Genomic DNA, 21,645 nt, shown 5'->3' with positions numbered 1-21,645 from the left:
CTGCCAGGCTTAACCGGTTGTTAACAGTGAGAATTGATGCTGAAAAGGAGGCATAATGTCCAGATTTACGCAGAAAGTTGTGGTTGTGACAGGTGCCGGATCCGGCATTGGCGAAGCCAGCGCAAAACGCTTCGCTGAAGAGGGTGCATCAGTGGTGCTGGTGGGCCGTACCGCGCAGAAACTGGAAGAGACGCTGGCCGACATGACGCCAGGCGATCACCTGGTGGCTGCCTGCGACGTCTCAGAAGCCGCACAGGTTAAACAGCTGTCAGAAACCGTGCTGAAGAAGTATGGCCGTGTTGACGTGCTGGTAAATAATGCCGGCGTCATCGTGCAGGGCCGCATCCATGAAGTCGACCTCGACGCATGGAAAACCCTGATGAAAACTGACCTTGATGGGGTCTTCCACGGCGTACACTATTTCATGCCTGCCCTGTTAAAGAGCAAAGGCAACGTGGTTAACATCTCTTCCGTTTCCGGTTTAGGCGGCGACTGGGGCATGAGCATCTACAACGCGGCTAAAGGGGCGATTACCAACTTCACCCGTGCGCTGGCGATGGACTACGGCGCAGATGGCGTACGAGTCAATGCAATCTGTCCCGGCTTTACCTTTACCGATCTGACCGAAGATGCCAAACAGGATCAGGCGCTGCTGGAGCGCTTTTACGACCGTATTCCACTGCGCCGGGCCGGTGAAGCGGATGATATCGCCCGTGCCGTTCTCTTTATTGCCAGCGATGAAGCCAGTTATATTACCGGCGTTAATCTGCCGGTTGATGGCGGAATTACCGCTTCAAATGGCCAGCCTAAACAGGCTTAAATAAAGAACAGGGCAGCGCCTTTACGCTGCCTTTTTTTATTCTAACCGGCCCGCAGCATTAATTCCCTTTATTATCCTTCTGCCACAGCAGAACAATAACTCCCTGCATACAAATTAATGTTTTGGCGTATGGCGGGTTGGCGTTGCCGCGCGTGCCGGTTTAATTGCCGTGCTGCTGGTCGGGCAAATAAAAGTGCTCAGGCAGGCATTACAGAGTATGGCATTAGCGTGATGGACTTTCGCCACGGCCAGCGCCTGCTGGCGGGTATAAAGCGAACCAATAAAAACGCGTTTATCGTTCTTTGACAGATTAACGCAACCTTCTTTGTGTAAAATCCATCCACCCATGGGACGCGGGCACAGATAATAGTAGCTGGCTTTGAGCATGGTAGTCATCCTGATAGTTGCTGTATGTATCTTAAAAAACGAACCAAAATTCGTAAGAGGTTTTTTTTGTAATCTGAAGCTTTATTAAACTAACTGAGAATTATCCCTAAAACCACTTTATTGCGTGAGTCTGGCTGACTTTGAGAATATGCCCTTTTTCATTGCTTATGTCGCTTCAGGCATTCCACGCGCTGTAACGCCCTCACCCTCACTGTCGCCCCGCTTACATTTATACTGCTAATGCATCATTAAAAAAGCAAAAATCAAAACAATACCTTAAAAACAATACCTTATAAAATCAACCTGCGCGCCAGGGGTGACGCGCTACTCAGATATGATTAGAGCAGAAGCTGAAAAATATCATCCCCGCAGGGGTATTTATGAGTATTGATAAACTGAACCTGAATAAGAGTGAAAGTGGTGCACAGCGTGCCTTTAAGCGGAACGCCAGCTCCCCTGGCATCAGGGATTTATCAATACCAGCGGGCGTAATTAACAGCGACCGGCTTGAAAAAATAAAACGATCGGTTTGCTTTTAAAGCATGAAAAAGAGAAACGATATCATCCAGGCCGCCGAGCGGCTCTTCTACACCCACGGTTTCCACGCCACCAGCACCGACAATATCTGTCGCGAAGCGGGCGTCTCTACCCGCACGCTCTATCATCACTTCGCCTCACGCGAAGCGCTGACCGCAGCGGTACTCGACGCGCGCGAGCAGCGCTTTATGGCCGATCTGCTGCCACCGCAACAGCCTGATGCAATAGCGCATCTGTTCAGGGTGCTGGGCGAGTGGACGGAGGCGAACGGTGCCCGTGGCTGCTTTTTTCTGAAAGCCTGGGGAGAGTATGCCGAGCGGGACAGTGAACTGGCCGCTCAGGCGCTGGCCTTCCGGGCCACGATGCGGGCTTATATCACCCTTTGTGTGACGCATCTGCGCGGTGCTGAAGATAAGTCGCTGAGTGATGCTATCTGGATACTCTTTGAGGGTGCCATTACCACGGCGCTGATTACCGGTTCCGCCGCTGCTCAACAGGCGGCGCAGGTCGTCAGTCAGTTACTTCAGAACAGGGCGACAGGATGAGATCGCCCATCGCGCTGGCGCTGACCGGCTTCAGCCTGATCGCCGTGACCTATGGCATGGCGCGCTTCTCATGGGGATTGATGCTGCCCGCTATCTCAGCGGAGATCCCCTTCAACCCGCAGCAGGCGGGTATGCTGTCAGCCTGCAGCTTTGTGGCATATTGCCTCACCATACTTACCGCAGCCGCGCTGGCGGATCGCTATGGCACCCGGCTGACGGCGCTGCTGGCCTCACTCAGTGCGACGGCGGGTCTGCTGCTGCTTGCCTGTGCCTCATCAACGTTGCTGCTGGCGGCCGGACTCTTTATTGCCGGATTGAGTGCCGGTCTGGCTTCACCTGCCCTGGCGGCGGCGGTCAGCGATCGAATCCCTGCTGTGGGTCAGCCGCGCATCAATACCCTGATCAATGCCGGCACCAGCGCGGGCATTATCCTGACGGTAGTCATCCTGAGCGTTCTGCCCGGCGGCTGGCGTGCCGCCTGTCTGCTGTTCGCTTTGCTGTCGCTGGCCTGTGTACTGCCGGTGATGCGCGTGTTATCAGGTCACGCCGCCAGTCGCCCCACCAGAGTGCGTCACTGGCACCAGCGGCTGTATCGCCGCTCCATGCATCGTCTGATGAGTATTGCGTTGATTTCGGGTCTGGTCAGTGCTGCCTGGTGGAGCTTTGGGTCAGCGCTGCTGCGACAGCATGTCGGTGTGGATGAGGAGACCGCCCGCTTACTCTGGCTGATTGCCGGAGGAGCAGGCATCGTGGGTGCGGCAACCGGCCCGGTCGCTGCCCGTATCGGGCTGAAGGGTGTATACCGGCTCTCACTGTGCGGGATGGCAGTGCCACTGCTGGTGCTGGCCTGGAGTCGGGGCGAATCCACCGGCTTAGCGATCGCGGTTGCCTGCTGTGGCGCAGGTTACGTCACGCTATCGGGCGTGCTGCTGGTGTGGGGCGCACGCGCCACTGCTGAAGATCCGGCGACCGGCGTCGGCATCCTGTTCTTTATTGCTGGCGGTGGGCCAGGTAGCGGGATCGCTGCTGTTTGGTCAGCTCTACGCCTCTTTGGGAGCCAGTACGGCATTAACGCTGTTTGCGTTCAGCGCCCTGCTGCTGCTGTTTATTGCACCCGCGCAGAACAGCAGCGAGTCGGGTAAATAAGCAGGCGTAAACGAATGGATTGGCAGAAAACAGGGAAGTTAGAAATAGCGTCGATGCTATTTACCAGACAGTGCCAATATTATCGCCCGGGGAATGAGGAAATATTACGCAGGTGTTATGGCTGAAGCGATAAACTCATCGCGGCGTCCATTCAGATCGCGCGAATATTTTTAATGCGTGGATTTATTTTCTGCTGAAGCAAATCTTCTTCGGGACCCAGATAATAAGGCACAGCACACTGCTTACCATCTTTGGTAAAAATAATCTGGTTATCATGCAGGAATAACGCAGTAAAATGGCCCAGTACCACACCATTTAATTCAAAGCAGTGATTTCTTGCTGCACGCAGCCCCTGCTTACTATTCAGAAAATCAACAAATCGCATCACGCTGCGCCTCCAGTTAATAAATCAACCCCATCAGAATCGCGAAGATAATAGCCTTAACGCCGGCACGGATCATCCGGCTGACGCTGTTTTCAGAATAGGCTTAATTACCATTCAGTAGTGGCACTAAACCGACGTGATTTTTTATCTGCTTCCTGCCAGGAATAATCCTGGCGAACGACGCACTCATAAAATTTCATGAGCGCGTAATATTTATATTGCGCCCTCACATCGCCCGCTATACCGTTGTTTTTCCACCAGGTGCAGACTTTCGGGGCAAAACGGCATAATGGAAATTTTTGAGGCAGATGAACGCCACATCATGGCGATTCAGCAGATCTACGCCTGGCATGTCCTTAACGGCACCGGCTCATTTGAGACAGTGCCGCCCGACGCGGCAGAGATTGGCGAGCGGATGCGGAAGATTCAGCAGGCGGGCCTGCCGTGGTTTATCGCCGTCAGCGACGGAGAAGTGCGTGGGTTCTGTTATCTGACGCCTTATCGTCCGCGCCATGCCTACCGGCATACGCTGGAAGACTCAATTTATATCGATCCCGGATTTCAGAAGCGCGGAGCCGGTTCGCGCCTGTTAAACCATGCAATCCGCTGGGCTGAGCAGGCAGGGTTCCGCCAGTTGATCGCCAACGTCGGCGACAGCGAGAATCAGGGCTCGATTGCCGTACATCTCGCCGCAGGCTTTGAGATGACAGGTATCCTGCGCTCGGTGGGTTTCAAACAGGGTCGCTGGCTGGATACCGTTTTTATGCAGCGCTCTCTGGGAACGGGCAATACCACGCTGCCGGTTGATTAAAACAGAGTCAGAGTGAGAAAGACGTACTGGCCCTCGTTTTCCCCGGAAGAAGCTTCTGGTAAGGTGCCATAACAAAAAATAAAAAATTCCGGAAACCTTTATGTTGTCGACAATCATCTATCGCAGCCACATTACTGAACATGTGCCGCTTGAGATCCTGAATGGTTTGGCGCGGAAAGCGAATAAAATCAATAAATCCTCAAGCGTCACCGGAATTTTATTATTCAATGGCACGCATTTTTTCCAGCTGCTGGAAGGTCCGGAGGCGGCGGTCAATGCAGTTTACAGCCGGATTTGCCAGGATCCACGCCACCATAATCTGGTCGAACTGCTGCGCGATTACGCCCCGGCACGCCGTTTTGGCCACGTCGGTATGGAGCTGTTCGATCTGCGGCTGCATGATAAAGAGACGGTACTGGAGGCGGTGCTGGCAAAGTGCACCACAAAGTATCAGCTGACCTATGCCGATCGCGCACTGCAGTTCCTGCGCACCTTTGTCGAAGCGCGGGAAAAAGAGAACTATTTTGAGATCCCGGCCGCCAGCGGCTGGACGTTTATCCGTGACGAGTCAGAACAGCGTGAAGGCAACGCATCGCTGGTGGCTGCGGATGAGGTCAGCTTTGCTTTTCAGCCGATCGTTGACCCCTTCGCCTGCGAAATCGTCTCGCTGGAAGCGCTGCTGCGCGGCCCGCAGGGAGAATCGCCGCTCGACTATTTTGCCCGACTGTCACGTGAGCAGCTCTATCAGCTCGATCTGAGGTCGAAAAAGATCGCCTTCGCCCAGGCGAAGCAGCTGGGGATTGAGGGAATGACTCTGTCGATCAATCTGCTGCCGATGACGCTGGTGGAAGTGCCCGACGCCGTCCCGTTTTTGCTGGATGAGATTGCTGCGCAGGGACTGGTGCCAGAGCAGATCATGGTTGAATTCACCGAGAATGAAATTATCTCGCAGCCTGAGGCCTTTGAAGCCGCCATCAGGCAGCTGAAGGCGGCCGGCATCAGCCTGGCGCTGGATGATTTCGGTGCCGGTTTTGCCGGCCTGTCGCTGCTGACGCGCATTCAGCCCGACAAGATTAAAATCGACCGTACCATCATCGCTGATGTGCATAAAAGTGGGCCGAAGCAGGCGATCATTCATGCCATTCTGAAATGCTGCTCCTCGCTGGAGATCGGTGTTATCGCCGAGGGTATTGAACAGCCGGAAGAGTGGATGTGGCTTGAAGCGGCAGGCGTGACCCAGTTTCAGGGCTTTCTGTTCTCAAAACCTGTACTCAATGGCGTTGCGGCCGTAGCCTGGCCGGAGCTGATCTGACCGCCTCTGCGATTTGGATGAATTTGCAATTTCCTGCCTTGCTGGATCACCCGGCGGCTGCTAAATAATTAACAGCCCCGGGGGATCATCTTTCTGTCATCTTCCCGCGGCAGAGTCAGTCATTACCCAGTCAGTGATTAAATGTTTAGCAGTCAGATGTTCAGTGTTTAGGCCAGCGCTACGCGCCATGCGTGCGACGTGACTCCAGGGACAGCATTTGAGGAACTGAATGAAGCAAATCATCCGCGGTGATAAAGAACCCTCCCATATTCTCGCAGCGACCCGTGCGCTTGAAGCGCACTACTCCCGCTACGGAGAAGGTAATAAGTACCATCCCGTTATCTATTCCATCGCCTACCGCAGCCGGTTTTATCAGGTTGAGGTGATTACCCGACGTGAAACCATGGTTGCCTCGGTGATTACTGGCGTTCGCAACCTGACGCATCTCTCCGGCGCCGCCTGACGGCCGCCTGTCATCCTGCGGGGGCAGATTGCCCCCGACTCCGCGCTTAGCGTCGATAGAGTGAATTCGCCGGAAAGATTGCGCCAATCACGCTTTTTTCCCGTGCGCCCGTCACCGCAGGCAGATTACCTGGCAGGCCGGAGAGCGTGCGGAAAGCCAGCCAGGCAAACGCCAGCGCTTCCATATCGTCACCACTGACACCCGCCGCATCGGTAGTCGTTACTTCCGTTCCCGGAAGATGCGCTGCCAGTCGTGCCATCAGCAGCGGATTGCGGCTGCCGCCGCCACACACCAGCAGACGGTCGCAGCCATCATTGAGTAACACCTGCTGCGTGATGGTGATGGCGGTCAGCTCGACCAGCGTAGCCTGCACATCCTGCGCAGCCAGACCCGGGAAATAGCGCAGATGCTGCTCCAGCCAGCTGAGGTTGAAATGTTCGCGCCCGGTGCTTTTCGGCGGCGGCAACGCAAACCAGGGCTCACGTAGCAGCGCCTCCAGCAGTGCCGGAATCACCGACCCGCTGCGCGCCCACTGCGCATCTTTGTCATACGGCTGAGCCTGATTACGCCAGATCCAGGCGTCCAGTAGCATATTGCCGGGGCCGGTATCGAAGCCGCGCACCGGTTGACCCGGGATCAGCAGCGAGAGATTGGCAATGCCGCCAATATTCAGCACCATGCGGCGTTCAGAAGCATCCATCAGCAGCGCCTGATGAAAGGCAGGCACCAGCGGCGCGCCCTGCCCGCCCAGCGCCATGTCACGGCGGCGGAAATCCCCTACCACGGTGACGCCGGTGGCCGCCACGATCTGATTATGATCGCCAATCTGCAGCGTATTGGGTGCGTCACTCTGCGGCTCATGCCAGACGGTCTGACCATGACAGCCAATCGCCGTGATATCGCTGGCTTCAAGCGATTCGCGCTTCATTAATGTCACTACCGCTTCAGCAAACAGCTGGCCGAGGCGGGTATCGAGCTGGCCGAGCTGCGACAGCGTCAGGGACTGTCCCTGACATATCGCCAGAATCGCCTGACGCAGTTCTGGTGGCATCGGATGGCAGTAACTGGCCTGCTGCGCCACCATATTTTCATCAATGGCAGCCAGCACCACATCCACTCCATCCAGGCTGGTGCCTGACATTACCCCAATATAGCGTCCTGATTTCATAGCCATTCCTTACTTCCGGCGGGAGGTGCGATTCATCTGCGGTTAGCCTGACAAATAATGATCGCTAATTCTATGATTAAATTCTTTTTATCCAATCGTGCTGACTGATAACGTAATGGGACTATTTTTAATCCACGATTGAATTATTGTTGATCCTGCATAGTCTATGCTTCGTCCAGCCGTGTTTTATTCGGACAGGGATTAATTTGCCAGGTTTGTGTCTTATACTGTGAGCAGGATACAGCGGTAAACGTGGCACCTTCTCGACTAAAGGAGTTTCAAATGATCAAGCGTGTAATTGTGGTCGCTCTGGCCGGTGTGATGCTGGCAGGTTGTAGCAATACCAGTACGCTGTCGGGTGATACCTACAGTGCCAGTGAAGCTAAGCAGGTGCAGAGCGTTTCGTACGGTACCTTAGTCTCAGTACGTCCGGTGAAAATCCAGGGCGGCGATGAGAGCAATGTCATCGGTGCTATCGGTGGTGCGGTGCTGGGTGGCTTCCTGGGTAACACCATTGGTGGCGGCAGCGGACGTAGCCTGGCGACAGCCGGTGGTGCGGTTCTGGGTGGCGTAGCAGGCCAGGGCGTACAGGGCGCAGTCAATAAAACCGATGGCGTTGAGCTGGAAATCCGTAAGGATGATGGCAACACCATCATGGTGGTTCAGAAACAGGCCGCCACGCGTTACTCTGTTGGCCAGCGCGTTGTGATGGCATCCAACGGCAGCCAGGTGACGGTTTCACCTCGCTAATGAAGCTAAACAAAAAACCGACGCCTGGGCGTCGGTTTTTTTATTTCTCTTTATGCTGAAGTTCGAGAATGTTTTTTTCAAGCCGGGCGATCAGCGTCACCATCTGACTGATCTCTTCCCGACTGATGCCGGACAAAATGTCATCCCGCGTCTCATCAATCACACTCTCAACCTGTTCGATAATCGGCTCGGCCTGCTGCGTCAGCTTAATGCGCTTGGCACGACGATCGTTGGCGCAGGTCGAACGGGTGATTAATCCTTTCTCTTCCAGCTGATCCAGCGTGCGCACCAGCGAAGGCTGTTCAATACCAATCGCCTTGGCTAACTGAATCTGGGACTGTTCGGGCGGCAGTTGATGAATATTGTGCAACGTCACCCAGTGAGTCTGAGTCAGCTCAAGCGGCTTCAGCCGCTGATCAATCAACGCGCGCCAGATGCGCACCAGGCGAGATAAATCCGTTCCGAGGGGCGTATCCATTTCATCTCCTTATAATTAGCTTGCTAGCTATCAAGCCAGATTTTACACTATTCTGCGAGTTTACAGGACAAATTACAAATCCCGGACCAGGCCACCATAACGTGGCAGCGCTTTCACTCTGCTGTTTGGGTTAACGAAGGATGTTATCACGTGCTCACTCCTGCTTTTTCAGGTGCGAATCCGCTGACCGATCTGGTGGTGGGCGCCTCACTGTTTTTCCCGCCGATATTCAAAGCGGTGATCCTCGGCTTCTTTTTCTGGCTGCTGATCCACCCTCTGGTGCGTGGCTGGATCTACTCCGGCGATGTCTGGCATCCCACCCTGTTTGATCTCTCCCTGTTTGTGCTGTGCGTTACCGCCGCACTCTGGCTCATCGGTCACGGATAATCGATATGAAATTTAACGCGGTAAAATACTTCTCCACGCTGATCGTGTTTGCCCTGGCGCTGCTGGCCGCTGGCTGGCTCTGGAACTACTACATGCAGTCGCCCTGGACCCGTGACGGGAAAGTACGGGCAGAGCTGGTAGATATCACGCCTCAGGTGTCGGGACGAATTACGCAACTGAAGGTCAAAGACAATCAGTTTGTGCATCAGGGCCAGCAGCTGTTAACGCTGGACCCGGTGCCGTGGCAGATCGCGCTCGACAATGCCGCCGCCCAGCTCAGCAAAGCGCAGGCGGATCTCGCGAAAGCGCAGCATGAATTTAACCGTCGCAGCAGCCTGCCGCGCAACATCATCTCCGCAGAGGACCTTGATGCCGCGCGATTAAGCGCCGGCGCGGCGGCCGCCAGCACCAAAGCGGCACAGGCGGAGTGGGAACGAGCGCGCTGGAATCTGCAGCAGACGACGCTGACCGCACCGGCGGATGGCTGGATCACCAATCTGACGCTGCGTCCCGGCAACTATGCCACCGCGGGTTCGCCTCTGTTTGCTCTGGTCGACAGCCACTCTTACTACGTAATGGGCTACTTCGAAGAGACCAAACTGCGCCATATTCACCCAGGCGCAGCGGCCCAGGTGGTGCTCTACAGCAATGGTATGCGGCTGCAGGGTCAGGTGGATAGCATTGGCCGCGCCATCTATGACCAGAGCATTGAGACCGACAGCGGCCTGGTGCCCGATATCAAACCCAACGTGCCCTGGGTGCGGCTGGCGCAGCGGGTGCCGGTGCGTATTCGTCTCGACCCGCTTCCTGCCGATGCAGAGCTGGTTGCGGGAACCAGCTGCACCATCACCATCCAGCCATGAATTTTCAGTGGCTGGCTTGGGATCAACTGCCCTGGATTAAGGCGAACGCCGGCCAGTGGCGCTATGCGTTGCGCAACGCTATTGCGATGTGCCTGGCGCTGAGCATCGCCTACGCACTGGATCTGGATGAGCCGTACTGGGCAATGACCTCTGCTGCCGTGATTAGCTTTCCCACCGTCGGCGGCGCGATCAGTAAAAGTCTGGGGCGCATCGTTGGCAGTCTGATGGGGGCCAGCGCTGCGCTGCTGATCGCCGGACATACGCTTAATGAGCCGTGGCTGTTTACCTTTGCCATTGCCGGCTGGCTGGCGCTCTGTACCGGCATAGCGAACCACTACCAGAATAATGTTGCCTACGCCTTTTCGCTGGCGGGCTACACCGCCGCCATCATCGCCTTTAGCAGCGTTAACATCACCGATATCACCTCGCTATGGACCATCGCTCAGGCACGGGTCTGCGAGGTGATCTCCGGCATTCTCTGCGCCGGATTAATGATGATGGTACTGCCGAGTACCTCCGATGGTGAGACGCTGATTACCTCACTGAAACAGATGCATGCCCGGTTGCTGGAACATGCGGTGTTACTGCTGCAGCCCTCAGCCAGCGAGACCATCCGGACCGCGCATGAAAATGTCATCAGCCAGATTCTGACTATGAATCTGCTGCGGATTCAGGCGTTCTGGAGCCACTACCGCTTTCGCCGACAGAACAACGTGCTGAACTATGTGCTGCACCAGCAGCTGCGACTCACCAGCGTGCTCTCCAGCCTGCGACGCATGCTGTTGAATTGGCCCGACGCGCCAGAGGCGCTGTTTGACGCGCTGCAACAACTGCTGGCGGAGCTGGCGAAACCTGCGTGTGATAAATATCGTCTGGCTCAAATCCTGCGCAGCGTGACACCGGCAGCGGATGGCGACTACCGGCAGCGCGCTTTTTGTCAGCGGCTGCGCTACTTCTGCTGGATGTACCTCAACGTGCTGCGCTGGATCCGCCAGCTGGATCGCGCCGATGCCGACACCCGTTTTCAGCCACCGCCGGTTCCGGCGCTGGCGCGCGACAGTGACAGCGCCGAGGCGGGCTGGAGCGCCCTGCGTACCTTCTGCGTTATCGTGCTGGGCTGCGCCTTCTGGATCAATACGCAATGGTCTTCCGGTGCCGCCGCGCTCACCTTAACCGCCATTGCCTGTGTGCTCTACGCTTCATCACCCTCACCTGGCGGCAGCGTCACGCTGCTCCTGAAGACCCTGCTGTGGCTGTTTGCGTTTAGTTTTGTGATGAAGTTTGGGCTGATGGTGCAGATCAGTCAGCTGTGGCAGTTTTTACTGTTTCTGTTCCCGCTGCTGGTGACGCTGCAACTCTTTAAGCTGCAGCAGAAGCAGCGCGCCGGGATGTGGGGACAGTTCATCGTCTTTATGGGTTCGTTTATCGCGGTGACTAATCCGCCCACATTTGATTATCAGGACTTCTTTAACGATAACATCGCCAAAGTCTGCGGGGTGCTGCTCGCCTGGCTGGCGTTCCAGATTCTGCGACCCAGCTCCGATGCGCGGCGCAGCCGACGGCATATCCGGGCGCTGCGGCTGGCGTTTCTCGATCAGCTGCGGCAGCGGCCCCGGCTCAGCGAGAGCCGCTTCGAATCGCAGATTTACCACCGTATCAGCCAGCTCAGTCACAGCCGGGACGAGCAGGCACGCGTCTGGCTACTGCGCTGGGGCGTGGTGCTGCTCAACTGCTCGCATATCGTCTGGCAGCTGCGTGAATGGCGCGCCGGTTCAGCCGCACTGATGGGGTTTCGCGATCACTGCCTGCAAGACTTACAGCAGATTATCAGCAGCCGCGGCGTGCGCCACAGCTCGCTGGATCGAATGCTGACGCAACTGGAGGAGACCATCACCGCGTTACTGGCACTGGAAAGCAACGAGGCCAGCGAGCTGGCGGGGATTATCTGGCGGTTACGCTGTTCACTGGCACAGCTGAAGCAGGCGGTGCCGGAGTGATCACTGGCAATATTGCTGCTGTTGCCGGTTAAAATCATCCTGCAGCTGTTGCAGCGTTTTATGGCCTTCGAAGCGGGTTTTATCCATTTCGGTCATCGGTTCAATCACCAGCACTTTCTCATCGGGTGAGAAGATAAACCGGCGTGTCAGTTCGGTACCGGTAAAACTCTGACCATGAATGCCACCGCACACCATAGTCATGGTACGGCGATAAATAGTGCTATCCGTGAAATTGGTTTCGGTGGCGCTGCGAAAGACCTGATCGCAACCCTGCGCTTCCAGCTTACGCACCATGTTGCGGCTCAGCCATTCACGACCCTTCGCGATCTTTTCACAGGTGATGCGCATCGGGTTGGTATCGATGGTGCGCTGCAGTTCGCGTCCGGTTTCGGTGACCAGTTGCGTATCATTGGGTTTATCGCATCCCACCAGCAGCAGACACAGCAGTAATGCGCCCTTGAATTTCATTTTCCTGCTCCTTTCCCCATCACGCTTTCTTACCTGAATCAATATCATAGGGGGGAAATGTCAGGGATGGTACAACAATTCATAAACAGGCAGGAGAAAAGCGGGCGGCCATCGCCTGCCGCCCGGAAACTCAGATTACACCGCAGGCGTAGCGTGCCCCGCCACCGCCCAGCGGTTTAGGATGGTCGGCATGATTGTCACCGCCGACGTGCACCATCAGAGCTTTGCCTTTGATCTCTTTTAACGATTTCAGACGCGGCGCCAGCACCGGATAAGTGGCGCTGCCTTTGTCATCGACATAGACCGCGGGCAGGTCGCCCAGGTGCCCCTCTGCATAAGGCCCCAGATGTTTGCCGCTGTTGGCTGGATCAAGGTGACCACCCGCCGCACCGGCGGCGACCACTTTGCCTTCAGACTCGCCCGGTTCACAGCTGCCTTTAGCATGAACATGGAAACCATGAATGCCCGGCTGAAGGCCCTGCAGATCCGGCGTGAACTGCAGACCATACTGTGTCTCGTCAATCTTAACGGTGCCCAGCGATTTCCCAATCCCTTCAGCGGTAACCTGATGGATCGTAACCTGCTCGCTGGCAGCCTGTGCTGAGCCGCAGGCGATCAGTGCGAATAGGGCAACTACTTTCATTTTCATGGTGACTCCATTTGCATACCAGGGTTTGAGATAAGTCTGGTCGCTGTTGCACTATTTTGCCGGAGATTGACGCAGTTTTACGCTTCAGGGCACATCAAATCCCAGCGCCGCCTTGCGAATACGGAACCACTGCTGACGCGACAGGGATAAGTTCAGTGCTCCGGCGGCTTCGCTGACCCGCGCCGTTTTACCTGAGCCGATGATTGGCAGCGGGCGTGATGGCAGCATCAGTATCCAGGCATAGACCACCTGCTCAAGGCTGGTGGCACCGGTTTCCTGCCGCACGGCTTCCAGTTCGTCACGCAGCGGCTGGAAATGGGGATCGTTAAACAGGCGACCGCCACCCAGACAGGACCAGGCCATCGGACGAATACGCAGCTGCTGACACTGATCCAGCGAGCCATCCAGCAGCACACTTTGCTGCACGGGTGAGATCTCCAGCTGATTTGTCACCAGCGAGAACGGCAGACGGGATTGCAGCAGGGAAAACTGTGATGGTGTGAAGTTAGAGACGCCAAAATGCAGAACCTTGCCGCTGTGATGCAGCGCCATAAAGGCTTCGGCCACCTCGTCAGCCTCCATCAGTGGATCGGGACGATGGATCAGCAGCAGGTCGAGACGATCGGTGTGGATATGGCGCAGTGAGTTTTCAGCACTCTGCAGGATATGACGTTTGTCGGTAATGTAGTGGCCTATCTGATGCTCAGGCTGGGCGCGGGTGGCGATGCCGCACTTGGTGACAATCTGTAGCTGGTCGCGCAAGCCGGGTGCCAGTTTCAGTGCCTCGCCAAACGCCGCCTCACACTGGTAGTCACCGTAGATGTCCGCATGGTCAACGGTGGTGATGCCGAGCCTCACATGGTGCTCAATAAAGGCGACCCGTTCCTGTGGCGACATCCCCCACTCCATCAGACGCCAGTACCCCATGACCAGCGGTGAAAAATCGGGCCCCTGTGAAGCGATGGCTTGCGGTTCTAACATGACGTTCTCCCTGTTGCGCGTTGGCTGAAATTAGCGTGTCAGAGAGTATAACGGAAAGCGCAAAGTCGTCAGAATAACTCCGGCTGTTGTGGCGCGTGTGGCTCCTCACCTTTCTGTTGCCGTTGCAGACGCTGACGCCGCTGCTGACAAAGACGAATGACCTCACGCTTTTGCGCATCGCTGAAGCGCAGCCAGTTGAACCGCTCATCGCGGCTGCGTAAACATCCCAGGCAGTAGCCGCGCGCATCAGTCTGGCAGATGCCGCGACAGGGGCTGGGAACCGGGAAAAACTCAAGCTGCTCGGCCACCACGCCTCCGGATTCACAGAATAAACAGTCCAGTAAAAAGCGTAGCCTGGTTGCGCAGGAAGTAAGCCATACCCGGTCAGAATTATCCTGTTCTTTGACTCAGGAGTGAACACTCTGTGCCAAATAGAGAGGGTTGCGTTGCATTAGACCGACTGGTCTACTAATCTCACTGCCATGAATAAGACGCTACAACGCAACGAAACCCGCGAACACCTGCTCCAGACAGGTGAGCAACTCTGTCTGCAACGCGGCTTTACCGGAATGGGCCTCAGCGAACTGCTGACGCAGGCGGCGGTGCCGAAAGGCTCCTTCTACTACTACTTCCGTTCTAAAGAGGCGTTTGGCGTGGCGTTACTGGAACGCTATTTTGCGCGTTTCCTGCAGGATGTGGCGTTGCAGCTTAACCAGACCGAAGGCACGCCGCGTGAGCGTCTGCTTAACCACTTTCGTGCTGCCGTTGATCTGTTTGTTCAGCAGGGCCACATCGTAGGCTGTCTGGGCGTCAAAGTCTCCGCGGAGGTGTGCGATCTCTCAGAGCCGATGCGTGATGCACTGCAGCAGGGTGCCGGAAAGATCACGGCACTCTACGCCCGGACCCTGATTGCCGCAGAGCAGCAGGAGTCGCTGAGCCTGCCGCAGCCCCCCGCGCAGATGGCGGAATTGCTGTCGCTGCTGTGGCTGGGTGCCAGCCTGCAGAGCAAAATTTCCCGCGAGGCGCAGCCACTGCGTCTGGCATTGAGTACCATCGAACAGTGGCTTGAACGCCGCTGATTTTTAAAAAACATGTTTGTAGACGACTGGTCTACTAATCAGGAGCTATTATGGCGAGTACCCAGCTGTTTCGTCCGCTAAAAGTCGGTGCAATTACCGTCCCAAACCGCGTATTTATGGCACCGCTGACCCGTCTGCGCAGCATTGAGCCAGGCGACATCCCTACCCCGATGATGGCTGAATATTATCGCCAGCGCGCCAGCGCCGGTTTGATCATCACCGAAGCGACCCAGATCTCTTTCCAGGCGAAAGGCTATGCCGGTGCGCCAGGCTTACATACTCAGCCACAGATTGCAGCGTGGAAAGCGATTAACGAAGGCGTGCATCAGGCTGGCGGTCACACCGCAGTACAGTTATGGCACACCGGTCGTATCTCACATAACAGCGTGCAGCCGGAAGGCAAAGCACCGGTTGCGCCATCGGCGATTGCCGCTGGCACCCGTACCTCACTGCGTGCTGAAGATGGCAGCGTCTATCGCGAAGATACCTCAACGCCGCGTGAGCTGACAGTGCCAGAGATTAAGCAGATCGTGGCAGATTTTGGCCAGGCTGCGGCCAACGCGCGTGAAGCGGACTTTGACCTGCTTGAGCTGCACTCGGCGCACGGTTACCTGATGCACCAGTTCCTGGCACCAGGCTCAAACCAGCGTACTGATGAATATGGCGGCAGCATCGAAAAACGCGGTCGCTTTGCGCTGGAAGTGGTTGATGCGGTGATCGCTAACTGGTCAGCCGATCGCATTGGTATTCGCGTCTCACCTATCGGCAGCTTCCAGAATCTGGACAACGGCCCGGATGAAGAGGAAGCGGCGCTGTGGTATATCGGCGAGCTGGCAAAACGCAACATCGCCTATCTGCACCTCTCTGAGCCAGACTGGGCCGGCGGTCAGCCTTATACCGACGCTTTCCGTCAGAAAGTGCGTGATCTCTTCCCGGGTGCCATCATTGGTGCCGGTGCCTATACCGTTGAGAAAGCGGATGACCTGATTGGTCGCGGTCTGATCGATGCGGTTGCGTTTGGTCGCGATTACATTGCTAACCCGGATCTGGTTGAGCGTCTGCAGCAGGACGCCCCACTCAATCCACAGCGTCCGGAAAGCTTCTACGGCGGCGGCGCGGAAGGTTATATCGACTACCCGACGCTGTAACCGGTTCGGGCTGCCGTCCGGGATGATGACGGCAGCCATTATTCAATGGCGATTTTCATCGCTATACTTAGCGCCTGGGTCATCGGGCGATGGCGTTTTATTTAAAAGAGGATGTTATGCGTTTACTTCATACCATGCTGCGCGTTGGCGATCTGCAACGTTCAATCGATTTCTACACCCGTGTGCTGGGCATGCGCGTGTTGCGTCAGAGCGAAAACACCGAATACAAATATACCCTGGCATTTGTGGGCTACACCGACGAGAGCGAAGGTGCGGTGATCGAACTGACCTACAACTGGGGCGTCGATAAGTATGACCTCGGTGATGCCTATGGTCATATTGCGCTGGGCGTTGATGACGCAGCAGCGGCCTGCGAACGTATCCGCAAAGATGGCGGCAACGTGACGCGTGAAGCTGGCCCGGTTAAAGGCGGCTCCACCATTATTGCCTTTGTTGAAGATCCCGATGGTTACAAAATCGAGCTGATCGAAAACAAAGATGCCGGTAACGGCCTCGGCAACTAAACCTGCCTGTCAGCCTGCCCGATCGGGTGGGCTGAATCCCCTTCTCTGCGCTTCATCTGCTGCACCCGGCCCCGTTTTTTGCCATAATACGCGCTGCCCTTTTTCTGCAACGAGATCCTGATGTCTGAATCGAATTCCCCTAATGCACTCAATCAACGTTTCCGTGGCTTCTATCCGGTGGTGATCGACGTTGAAACCGCGGGTTTCAATGCGCAAACCGATGCGTTACTGGAGATTGCCGCTATCACGCTGAAAATGGATGAAGAGGGATGGATTCAGATTGACCAGACGCTGCATTTCAACGTCGAACCTTTTGTCGGGTCGCTGCTGCATCCCGAAGCCCTGGCCTTTACCGGCATCGATCCCAGTAATCCGTTGCGCGGCGCAGTCAGTGAATATGAGGCGCTGCACGCCATTTTCAAAATGGTGCGCAAGGGCATTAAAGACAGCGGCTGCAATCGCGCCATCATGGTGGCGCACAATGCCACCTTCGACCTGAACTTTATGTCAGCGGCGGCGGAACGAGCCAGCCTGAAGCGCAACCCGTTTCACCCGTTTGCCACCTTTGACACCGCGGCCCTGAGCGGGCTGGTTTTAGGGCAGACGGTGCTGGCGAAGGCCTGTATTGCGGCGGGCATGGAGTTTGACAGTACGCAGGCGCATTCTGCGCTCTATGATACTCAGCAGACGGCAACGCTGTTCTGCGAGCTGGTGAACCGCTGGAAACGGTTAGGCGGCTGGCCACTGCCCTTCGCGGAAGGCGATGCAGAAGCCACGACATCCGCATAAGGGATGCCGCAATGAAAAAGGCCGACGTGATGTCGGCCTTTTTTTATTCTGCTTCTTTAAATTTTTCTGCAGTCTCTTTGATCAGCGTCTGCAGTTCACCACGTTGTAACATCTCAACGATGATGTCGCATCCACCGACCAGCTCGCCATCAACCCACAGCTGCGGGAAAGTTGGCCAGTTAGCGAATTTCGGCATCTCGGCACGAATGTCCGGGTTCTGCAGAATATCCACGTAAGCAAAACGCTCACCGCAGGCTGACAGCGCCTGCACCGCCTGTGCAGAGAAACCGCAGCTTGGCAGTTTCGGGGAACCTTTCATGTACAGCAGGATCGGGTTTTCTGCGATCTGGCGCTGAATTTTTTCTACAGTACTCATAATTGCCTTCCTTAATTCGTCACATCGTGTTTGTTTATTGTAGCGACTTCGCAGCGTGACTGAAAACGAGATTTTGATCGCTGCCCGATTAAATCGCCATCATTGTTAAGTCCTGCTCCGGGACACCTGAATTCCTGATTATTAACAGCAGGTAACAGATTAATAATTCGTAATAATTTCGTTGATATAAGACGCTGAAAATGTTCATTTTCAGCACAATTGCGTGGGTTGCAAAGATTAATATTAAAAGGCATTACAGTTTTTAAAAGAACTGGACTAGAATGGCCTGGGCGCTGATCCTGGATCAGATTAATCTCAACTTTGTCGCGGTGCGTAGTGGCCCTGACAACTTAACTAATCAACGGACTATGCGTTTAATCATTACGTTTTTCATGCTGGCCTTTGCGCAACTGTTTTTCAACATCGCCGCTGCGTCGCCTCACGCACCGGTGAACGTCAGTACGCATAAAGCAGAGAAAAAGAGTGCGCGCGACGATGAGCGTCGCAAGCGTCGCCCGTTCAAAACGGTGACGAAAAAGACTCGCCTCAGCCCGGTTCAAAAACTAAAAACAAAAAAACTGAAAAAAGTCGAACTCACCGCAAAACAGACGCCTGCTAAAAAGACCTCGCTAAAAACCGCCCGTCTCAGTAAGAACAAAGAGAAGAAACGCTATGGTCATCAGCGCCTGCTGAAAACCGCTGAGGTCACCACCAGCGAGACCGGCACGATTAAGATGAGCAAATCTCACCGTCAGCGCTATCAGAAGGCCCGCGAAACCGCGATGACCAAGCTGATGGGTCAGTTGGGTAAACCCTATCAGTGGGGCGGCACCTCTCCCCATACCGGTTTCGATTGCAGCGGCCTGGTCTGGTACGCCTATAAAGATCTGGTGAAGTTTAAGATCCCACGTACCGCTAACGAGATGTACCACCTGCGTGACGCCGCCCCGATCAAGCGTGAGTCGCTGGAGAAAGGCGATCTGGTCTTCTTCCGTATCAATGGACGCGGTACTGCGGACCATGTCGGCGTTTACCTGGGTGATGGCAAGTTTATCCAGTCGCCACGCACCGGCAAAGATATTCAGATCAGCGCGTTAGGAGAAGATTACTGGCAGCGCCACTATATTGGTGCCCGTCGGGTGATGACGCCGAAAACCATACGCTGAGCAGCAGAACAACCAGAAGAGAGCCGGGATAATCCCGGCTTTTTTATTAGTGCAGAATAGCGGTAAAACTAAAGGCCACAATCATCAGCAGACAGCCCGCGGTGGTCATTAAAGCCAGTTTAAGATCGGTACTCATTGCTTGCTCCTTAGTCACACAATCAGTAGGGGTATCGCATTTTCCCACAGGGCCCGGTAAAAATCTCGTTTTATCCGTTCAGCCTTGTTAGAATCCCGCCTTTGTTGCGCAACGCGCGCAACCCTGATTCCGTTTGCGCACGTTTTCAGGCGCTTTTACGCCGCCAGCGGCCTGTTTCCTGGCCAGGAAAGCTGCATTTTTGCGGAAAAAACCCTGAGCAGACGCAAACGTTTAACACTACGCTTATCATAGAGTTAGATAAGCACTGGAGTCCGATTTTCATGGCAACAATTAAAGATGTGGCGAAACGCGCTGGCGTCTCAACGACCACCGTTTCGCACGTCATCAATAAAACCCGCTTTGTGGCTGAAGAGACGCGCAACGCGGTCTGGCAGGCGATTAAAGAACTGCACTACTCGCCGAGCGCCGTGGCGCGCAGCCTGAAAGTGAACCACACCAAGACGCTGGGCCTGCTTGCCACCTCCAGCGAAGCGCCCTATTTCGCTGAAATTATCGAAGCGGTTGAAAATCACTGCTTTGACAAAGGCTATACACTGATTCTGGGTAATGCGCATAACGATCTGCAAAAACAGCGCGCCTATCTCAGCATGATGGCGCAGAAACGCGTCGATGGGCTGCTGGTGATGTGCTCTGAATATCCGGACGATCTGCTGCAGATGCTGGAAGAGAACCGCAATATCCCGATGGTGGTGATGGACTGGGGCGAGTCGCGCGCCGACTTCACCGACACGGTACTGGATAATGCTTTCCAGGGCGGCTATCTGGCGGGACGCTATCTGATTGAACGCGGACACCGGGATATTGGTGCTATCCCCGGTCAGATGGAGCGTAACACCGGTGGCGGACGTCATGCCGGTTTCCTGAAGGCGATGGAAGAAGCGGGTATTCAGCCACGCGCCGAGTGGATTGTGCAGGGTGACTTTGAGCCGGAGTCAGGCTATCAGGCGATGCAGCAGATCCTGTCGCAGAAGCAGCGTCCGACGGCGGTGTTCTGTGGCGGTGACATCATGGCGATGGGCGCGATTTGCGCCGCCGACGAGATGGGTTTGCGCGTCCCCCAGGATATTTCGGTGATCGGCTATGACAATGTGCGCAACGCCCGCTATTTTGCACCGGCCCTGACCACGGTGCATCAGCCTAAAGCCCAGCTGGGTGAGAAAGCGCTGGAAATGCTGCTGGACCGCATTACCAGTAAGCGCGAAGTGTCACAAACGATTGAGGTCCATCCCACGCTGATTGAGCGCCGTTCCGTGGCCGATGGCCCGTTCCGCGACTATCGCCGTTAATGCTCGCTTAACCACTCCTGATTAAGCGTTTGCGCATCACCCAGATAGCTGAGCAACCAGCCTGTCGCCGGTGATGCGCGATCCTCTGCCCAGCTGACGCAGCATGGGCTGTCCGGAAACGCCACCGGCAGCGTCAGTTCAACCAGCTCGCCGCTGTCGAGCAGTGGCCTGGCCAGATGACCCGGCACCATCGCCACACACAATCCCGCCTGCACGCAATCCAGCCCGGTTTGCCACTCCGGCACCACCAGCCGGCGCTGGTTATCCAGCGTCCATGTCATACGACGCGGCAGTGCCCGTGAAGTATCTTCCAGCACCAGGGATGGCCAGCTCCGCAGCGTGTCATCATCTATCTGGCTCGCCTGCGTCAGAGGATGGTCGGGCGCAACCACGCAGCGCCAGTTAAGTGTGCCCATATCCCGAAAAGCAAAACGTCCGCCCACCGGTATCGCCTGCGTGGCACCAATCGCCACTTCCACCCGACCATCGGCCAGCGCATCCCAGACGCCGTTAAAGACTTCATAGCTGATGATCAGCTCCATATCAGGAAAGTGGCGATAGAAATCTTTGACCAGCTGCCGGGTGCGCTGAGGTTTAGCGATACGGTCAACGGCTATGCTTAGCTGGCCGCGCCAGCCGTTAGCCAGCTGCTGACACTGTCGCCGGGTGGCAAGCATTTTTTTGATGACGCTGCGCCCTTCCCGGACAAAATGCTCACCCGCCGGGGTCAGAACCACTTCGCGATGCTGCCGTTCAAACAGCGGTACCGCCAGCCAGTTTTCCAGCTGACGCACCGTATAGCTGATGGCAGAGGGCACCCGATGTAACTCCTGCGCGGCGGCGCTGAAGCTCCCCCCACGGGCGACAGCGTCAACCACTTCTAATGCATATTCTGACCACATAATCTGCCTTCAAAAATTTTAACAGCAATCGGCAAATATTACCGTTTCACAGCAGCAAACGCACCTTTTAC

At 55.7% G+C, this 21,645-nt stretch carries 27 protein-coding genes and 1 pseudogene; 17 read left to right on the top strand and 11 right to left on the bottom strand.

Annotated elements, in window-relative coordinates; genetic code table 11:
- The first annotated feature begins 55 nt into the window (after positions 1-55).
- Positions 56-820: an SDR family NAD(P)-dependent oxidoreductase gene (locus GVJ63_RS02775; protein ID WP_159226385.1), complete on the top strand. Its 765-nt coding sequence runs from the start codon at positions 56-58 to the stop codon at positions 818-820.
- Between the two features lie 114 nt (positions 821-934).
- Here GVJ63_RS02775 and GVJ63_RS02770 read toward each other — a convergent pair whose 3' ends face one another.
- Complete coding sequence (locus GVJ63_RS02770; protein WP_010245525.1) at positions 935-1,207, bottom strand: hypothetical protein; 273 nt, start codon at positions 1,205-1,207, stop codon at positions 935-937.
- 380 nt (positions 1,208-1,587) lie between these two features.
- Here GVJ63_RS02770 and GVJ63_RS02765 point away from each other — a divergent pair, with 380 nt between their 5' ends.
- The 3 genes and pseudogenes from GVJ63_RS02765 to GVJ63_RS02755 all read left to right on the top strand — a co-directional run bounded on the left by GVJ63_RS02765 (position 1,588) and on the right by GVJ63_RS02755 (position 3,435).
- Positions 1,588-1,746: a hypothetical protein gene (locus tag GVJ63_RS02765; protein ID WP_159226384.1), complete on the top strand. Its 159-nt coding sequence runs from the start codon at positions 1,588-1,590 to the stop codon at positions 1,744-1,746.
- Between the two features lie 3 nt (positions 1,747-1,749).
- Positions 1,750-2,289, top strand: coding sequence for a TetR/AcrR family transcriptional regulator (locus GVJ63_RS02760; RefSeq protein ID WP_159226383.1), 540 nt, complete (start codon positions 1,750-1,752; stop codon positions 2,287-2,289).
- Positions 2,286-3,435: pseudogene (locus GVJ63_RS02755) on the top strand (MFS transporter). Before GVJ63_RS02760 ends, GVJ63_RS02755 begins: the two are co-directional and overlap by 4 nt.
- A 151-nt stretch (positions 3,436-3,586) precedes the next feature.
- Here GVJ63_RS02755 and GVJ63_RS02750 read toward each other — a convergent pair.
- Positions 3,587-3,820 (bottom strand): hypothetical protein, encoded by a 234-nt coding sequence (locus GVJ63_RS02750; protein ID WP_010670048.1) that lies wholly within the window; start codon positions 3,818-3,820, stop codon positions 3,587-3,589.
- A gap of 289 nt (positions 3,821-4,109) precedes the next feature.
- On the opposite strand from GVJ63_RS02750, the gene GVJ63_RS02745 reads away from it, so the two are divergent.
- The 3 genes from GVJ63_RS02745 to GVJ63_RS02735 all read left to right on the top strand — a co-directional run bounded on the left by GVJ63_RS02745 (position 4,110) and on the right by GVJ63_RS02735 (position 6,406).
- Positions 4,110-4,631: a GNAT family N-acetyltransferase gene (locus GVJ63_RS02745; protein WP_159226382.1), complete on the top strand. Its 522-nt coding sequence runs from the start codon at positions 4,110-4,112 to the stop codon at positions 4,629-4,631.
- A 100-nt stretch (positions 4,632-4,731) separates the two neighbouring features.
- Entirely contained in the window at positions 4,732-5,943 is a 1,212-nt protein-coding gene (locus GVJ63_RS02740; RefSeq protein ID WP_062757546.1) for a diguanylate phosphodiesterase, read from the top strand.
- A 229-nt stretch (positions 5,944-6,172) separates the two neighbouring features.
- A complete protein-coding gene (locus GVJ63_RS02735; protein WP_010245542.1) occupies positions 6,173-6,406 on the top strand; it encodes a DUF4060 family protein in 234 nt (77 codons plus the stop codon).
- A gap of 46 nt (positions 6,407-6,452) precedes the next feature.
- Here GVJ63_RS02735 and anmK read toward each other — a convergent pair whose 3' ends face one another.
- Entirely contained in the window at positions 6,453-7,574 is a 1,122-nt protein-coding gene (gene anmK / locus GVJ63_RS02730; protein ID WP_122458590.1) for an anhydro-N-acetylmuramic acid kinase, read from the bottom strand.
- 282 nt (positions 7,575-7,856) lie between these two features.
- Between anmK and slyB the strand changes: the two genes are divergently transcribed.
- Positions 7,857-8,324, top strand: coding sequence for an outer membrane lipoprotein SlyB (gene slyB / locus GVJ63_RS02725; RefSeq protein ID WP_010245548.1), 468 nt, complete (start codon positions 7,857-7,859; stop codon positions 8,322-8,324).
- Positions 8,325-8,364: 40 nt separating this feature from the next.
- On the opposite strand, the gene slyA is transcribed toward slyB, so the two are convergent.
- Positions 8,365-8,802 (bottom strand): transcriptional regulator SlyA, encoded by a 438-nt coding sequence (slyA, locus tag GVJ63_RS02720; RefSeq protein ID WP_010245551.1) that lies wholly within the window; start codon positions 8,800-8,802, stop codon positions 8,365-8,367.
- Between the two features lie 150 nt (positions 8,803-8,952).
- Here slyA and GVJ63_RS02715 point away from each other — a divergent pair, with 150 nt between their 5' ends.
- The 3 genes from GVJ63_RS02715 to GVJ63_RS02705 are packed head-to-tail and all read left to right on the top strand — an operon-like array spanning position 8,953 to position 12,049.
- Complete coding sequence (locus GVJ63_RS02715) at positions 8,953-9,189, top strand: DUF1656 domain-containing protein (protein ID WP_010245554.1); 237 nt, start codon at positions 8,953-8,955, stop codon at positions 9,187-9,189.
- A 5-nt stretch (positions 9,190-9,194) separates the two neighbouring features.
- On the top strand, positions 9,195-10,052 hold the full coding sequence (locus tag GVJ63_RS02710) for an HlyD family secretion protein (RefSeq protein WP_129062884.1): 858 nt from the start codon (positions 9,195-9,197) through the stop codon (positions 10,050-10,052).
- A complete protein-coding gene (locus GVJ63_RS02705) occupies positions 10,049-12,049 on the top strand; it encodes an FUSC family protein (protein ID WP_159226381.1) in 2,001 nt (666 codons plus the stop codon). The genes GVJ63_RS02710 and GVJ63_RS02705 overlap by 4 nt, the downstream gene beginning before the upstream one ends.
- On the opposite strand, the gene GVJ63_RS02700 is transcribed toward GVJ63_RS02705, so the two are convergent.
- The 4 genes from GVJ63_RS02700 to GVJ63_RS02685 form a co-directional block, all read right to left on the bottom strand.
- A complete protein-coding gene (locus GVJ63_RS02700) occupies positions 12,050-12,517 on the bottom strand; it encodes a hypothetical protein (protein WP_010245563.1) in 468 nt (155 codons plus the stop codon).
- A 130-nt stretch (positions 12,518-12,647) separates the two neighbouring features.
- Positions 12,648-13,166: a superoxide dismutase family protein gene (gene sodC, locus GVJ63_RS02695; RefSeq protein WP_033767102.1), complete on the bottom strand. Its 519-nt coding sequence runs from the start codon at positions 13,164-13,166 to the stop codon at positions 12,648-12,650.
- Positions 13,167-13,250: 84 nt separating this feature from the next.
- Complete coding sequence (locus tag GVJ63_RS02690) at positions 13,251-14,147, bottom strand: aldo/keto reductase family oxidoreductase (protein WP_033757493.1); 897 nt, start codon at positions 14,145-14,147, stop codon at positions 13,251-13,253.
- A 68-nt stretch (positions 14,148-14,215) separates the two neighbouring features.
- Positions 14,216-14,455, bottom strand: a complete 240-nt coding sequence (locus GVJ63_RS02685) for a DUF1289 domain-containing protein (protein ID WP_010245573.1) — start codon at positions 14,453-14,455, stop codon at positions 14,216-14,218.
- A 174-nt stretch (positions 14,456-14,629) separates the two neighbouring features.
- Here GVJ63_RS02685 and GVJ63_RS02680 point away from each other — a divergent pair, with 174 nt between their 5' ends.
- From GVJ63_RS02680 to rnt, 4 genes are all read left to right on the top strand, one after another.
- Complete coding sequence (locus GVJ63_RS02680) at positions 14,630-15,226, top strand: TetR/AcrR family transcriptional regulator (RefSeq protein WP_010245576.1); 597 nt, start codon at positions 14,630-14,632, stop codon at positions 15,224-15,226.
- Positions 15,227-15,276: 50 nt separating this feature from the next.
- Positions 15,277-16,374, top strand: a complete 1,098-nt coding sequence (locus tag GVJ63_RS02675) for an alkene reductase (protein ID WP_010245578.1) — start codon at positions 15,277-15,279, stop codon at positions 16,372-16,374.
- A 116-nt stretch (positions 16,375-16,490) separates the two neighbouring features.
- On the top strand, positions 16,491-16,898 hold the full coding sequence (gloA, locus tag GVJ63_RS02670; RefSeq protein ID WP_010245580.1) for a lactoylglutathione lyase: 408 nt from the start codon (positions 16,491-16,493) through the stop codon (positions 16,896-16,898).
- A 120-nt stretch (positions 16,899-17,018) separates the two neighbouring features.
- Positions 17,019-17,687 carry a ribonuclease T gene (rnt, locus tag GVJ63_RS02665; protein ID WP_010245582.1) on the top strand — a complete coding sequence of 223 codons (669 nt, stop codon included), beginning with the start codon at positions 17,019-17,021 and terminating at the stop codon, positions 17,685-17,687.
- A gap of 43 nt (positions 17,688-17,730) precedes the next feature.
- Here rnt and GVJ63_RS02660 read toward each other — a convergent pair whose 3' ends face one another.
- The gene (locus GVJ63_RS02660; RefSeq protein ID WP_170933470.1) at positions 17,731-18,066 is read right to left on the bottom strand and encodes a Grx4 family monothiol glutaredoxin; all 336 of its coding nucleotides are present in this window, start codon (positions 18,064-18,066) and stop codon (positions 17,731-17,733) included.
- A gap of 365 nt (positions 18,067-18,431) precedes the next feature.
- Between GVJ63_RS02660 and GVJ63_RS02655 the strand changes: the two genes are divergently transcribed.
- Positions 18,432-19,229 (top strand): C40 family peptidase, encoded by a 798-nt coding sequence (locus tag GVJ63_RS02655; RefSeq protein WP_159226608.1) that lies wholly within the window; start codon positions 18,432-18,434, stop codon positions 19,227-19,229.
- 46 nt (positions 19,230-19,275) lie between these two features.
- Here the strand turns inward: GVJ63_RS02655 and GVJ63_RS02650 are convergent, their stop codons facing one another.
- Positions 19,276-19,365: a YnhF family membrane protein gene (locus tag GVJ63_RS02650; protein ID WP_010245592.1), complete on the bottom strand. Its 90-nt coding sequence runs from the start codon at positions 19,363-19,365 to the stop codon at positions 19,276-19,278.
- A gap of 281 nt (positions 19,366-19,646) precedes the next feature.
- Here GVJ63_RS02650 and purR point away from each other — a divergent pair, with 281 nt between their 5' ends.
- The gene (purR, locus tag GVJ63_RS02645) at positions 19,647-20,672 is read left to right on the top strand and encodes an HTH-type transcriptional repressor PurR (RefSeq protein WP_010245595.1); all 1,026 of its coding nucleotides are present in this window, start codon (positions 19,647-19,649) and stop codon (positions 20,670-20,672) included.
- Here purR and punR read toward each other — a convergent pair.
- Positions 20,669-21,574: a DNA-binding transcriptional activator PunR gene (gene punR / locus GVJ63_RS02640; protein ID WP_033771638.1), complete on the bottom strand. Its 906-nt coding sequence runs from the start codon at positions 21,572-21,574 to the stop codon at positions 20,669-20,671. The two genes, purR and punR, sit on opposite strands and share 4 nt — an antisense overlap.
- Positions 21,575-21,645 lie beyond the last annotated feature (71 nt).

This window comes from Pantoea sp. 18059, from assembly GCF_902706165.1.
GTDB lineage: Bacteria > Pseudomonadota > Gammaproteobacteria > Enterobacterales > Enterobacteriaceae > Pantoea > Pantoea agglomerans.
This window is presented reverse-complemented; position numbering and strand designations above follow the sequence as displayed.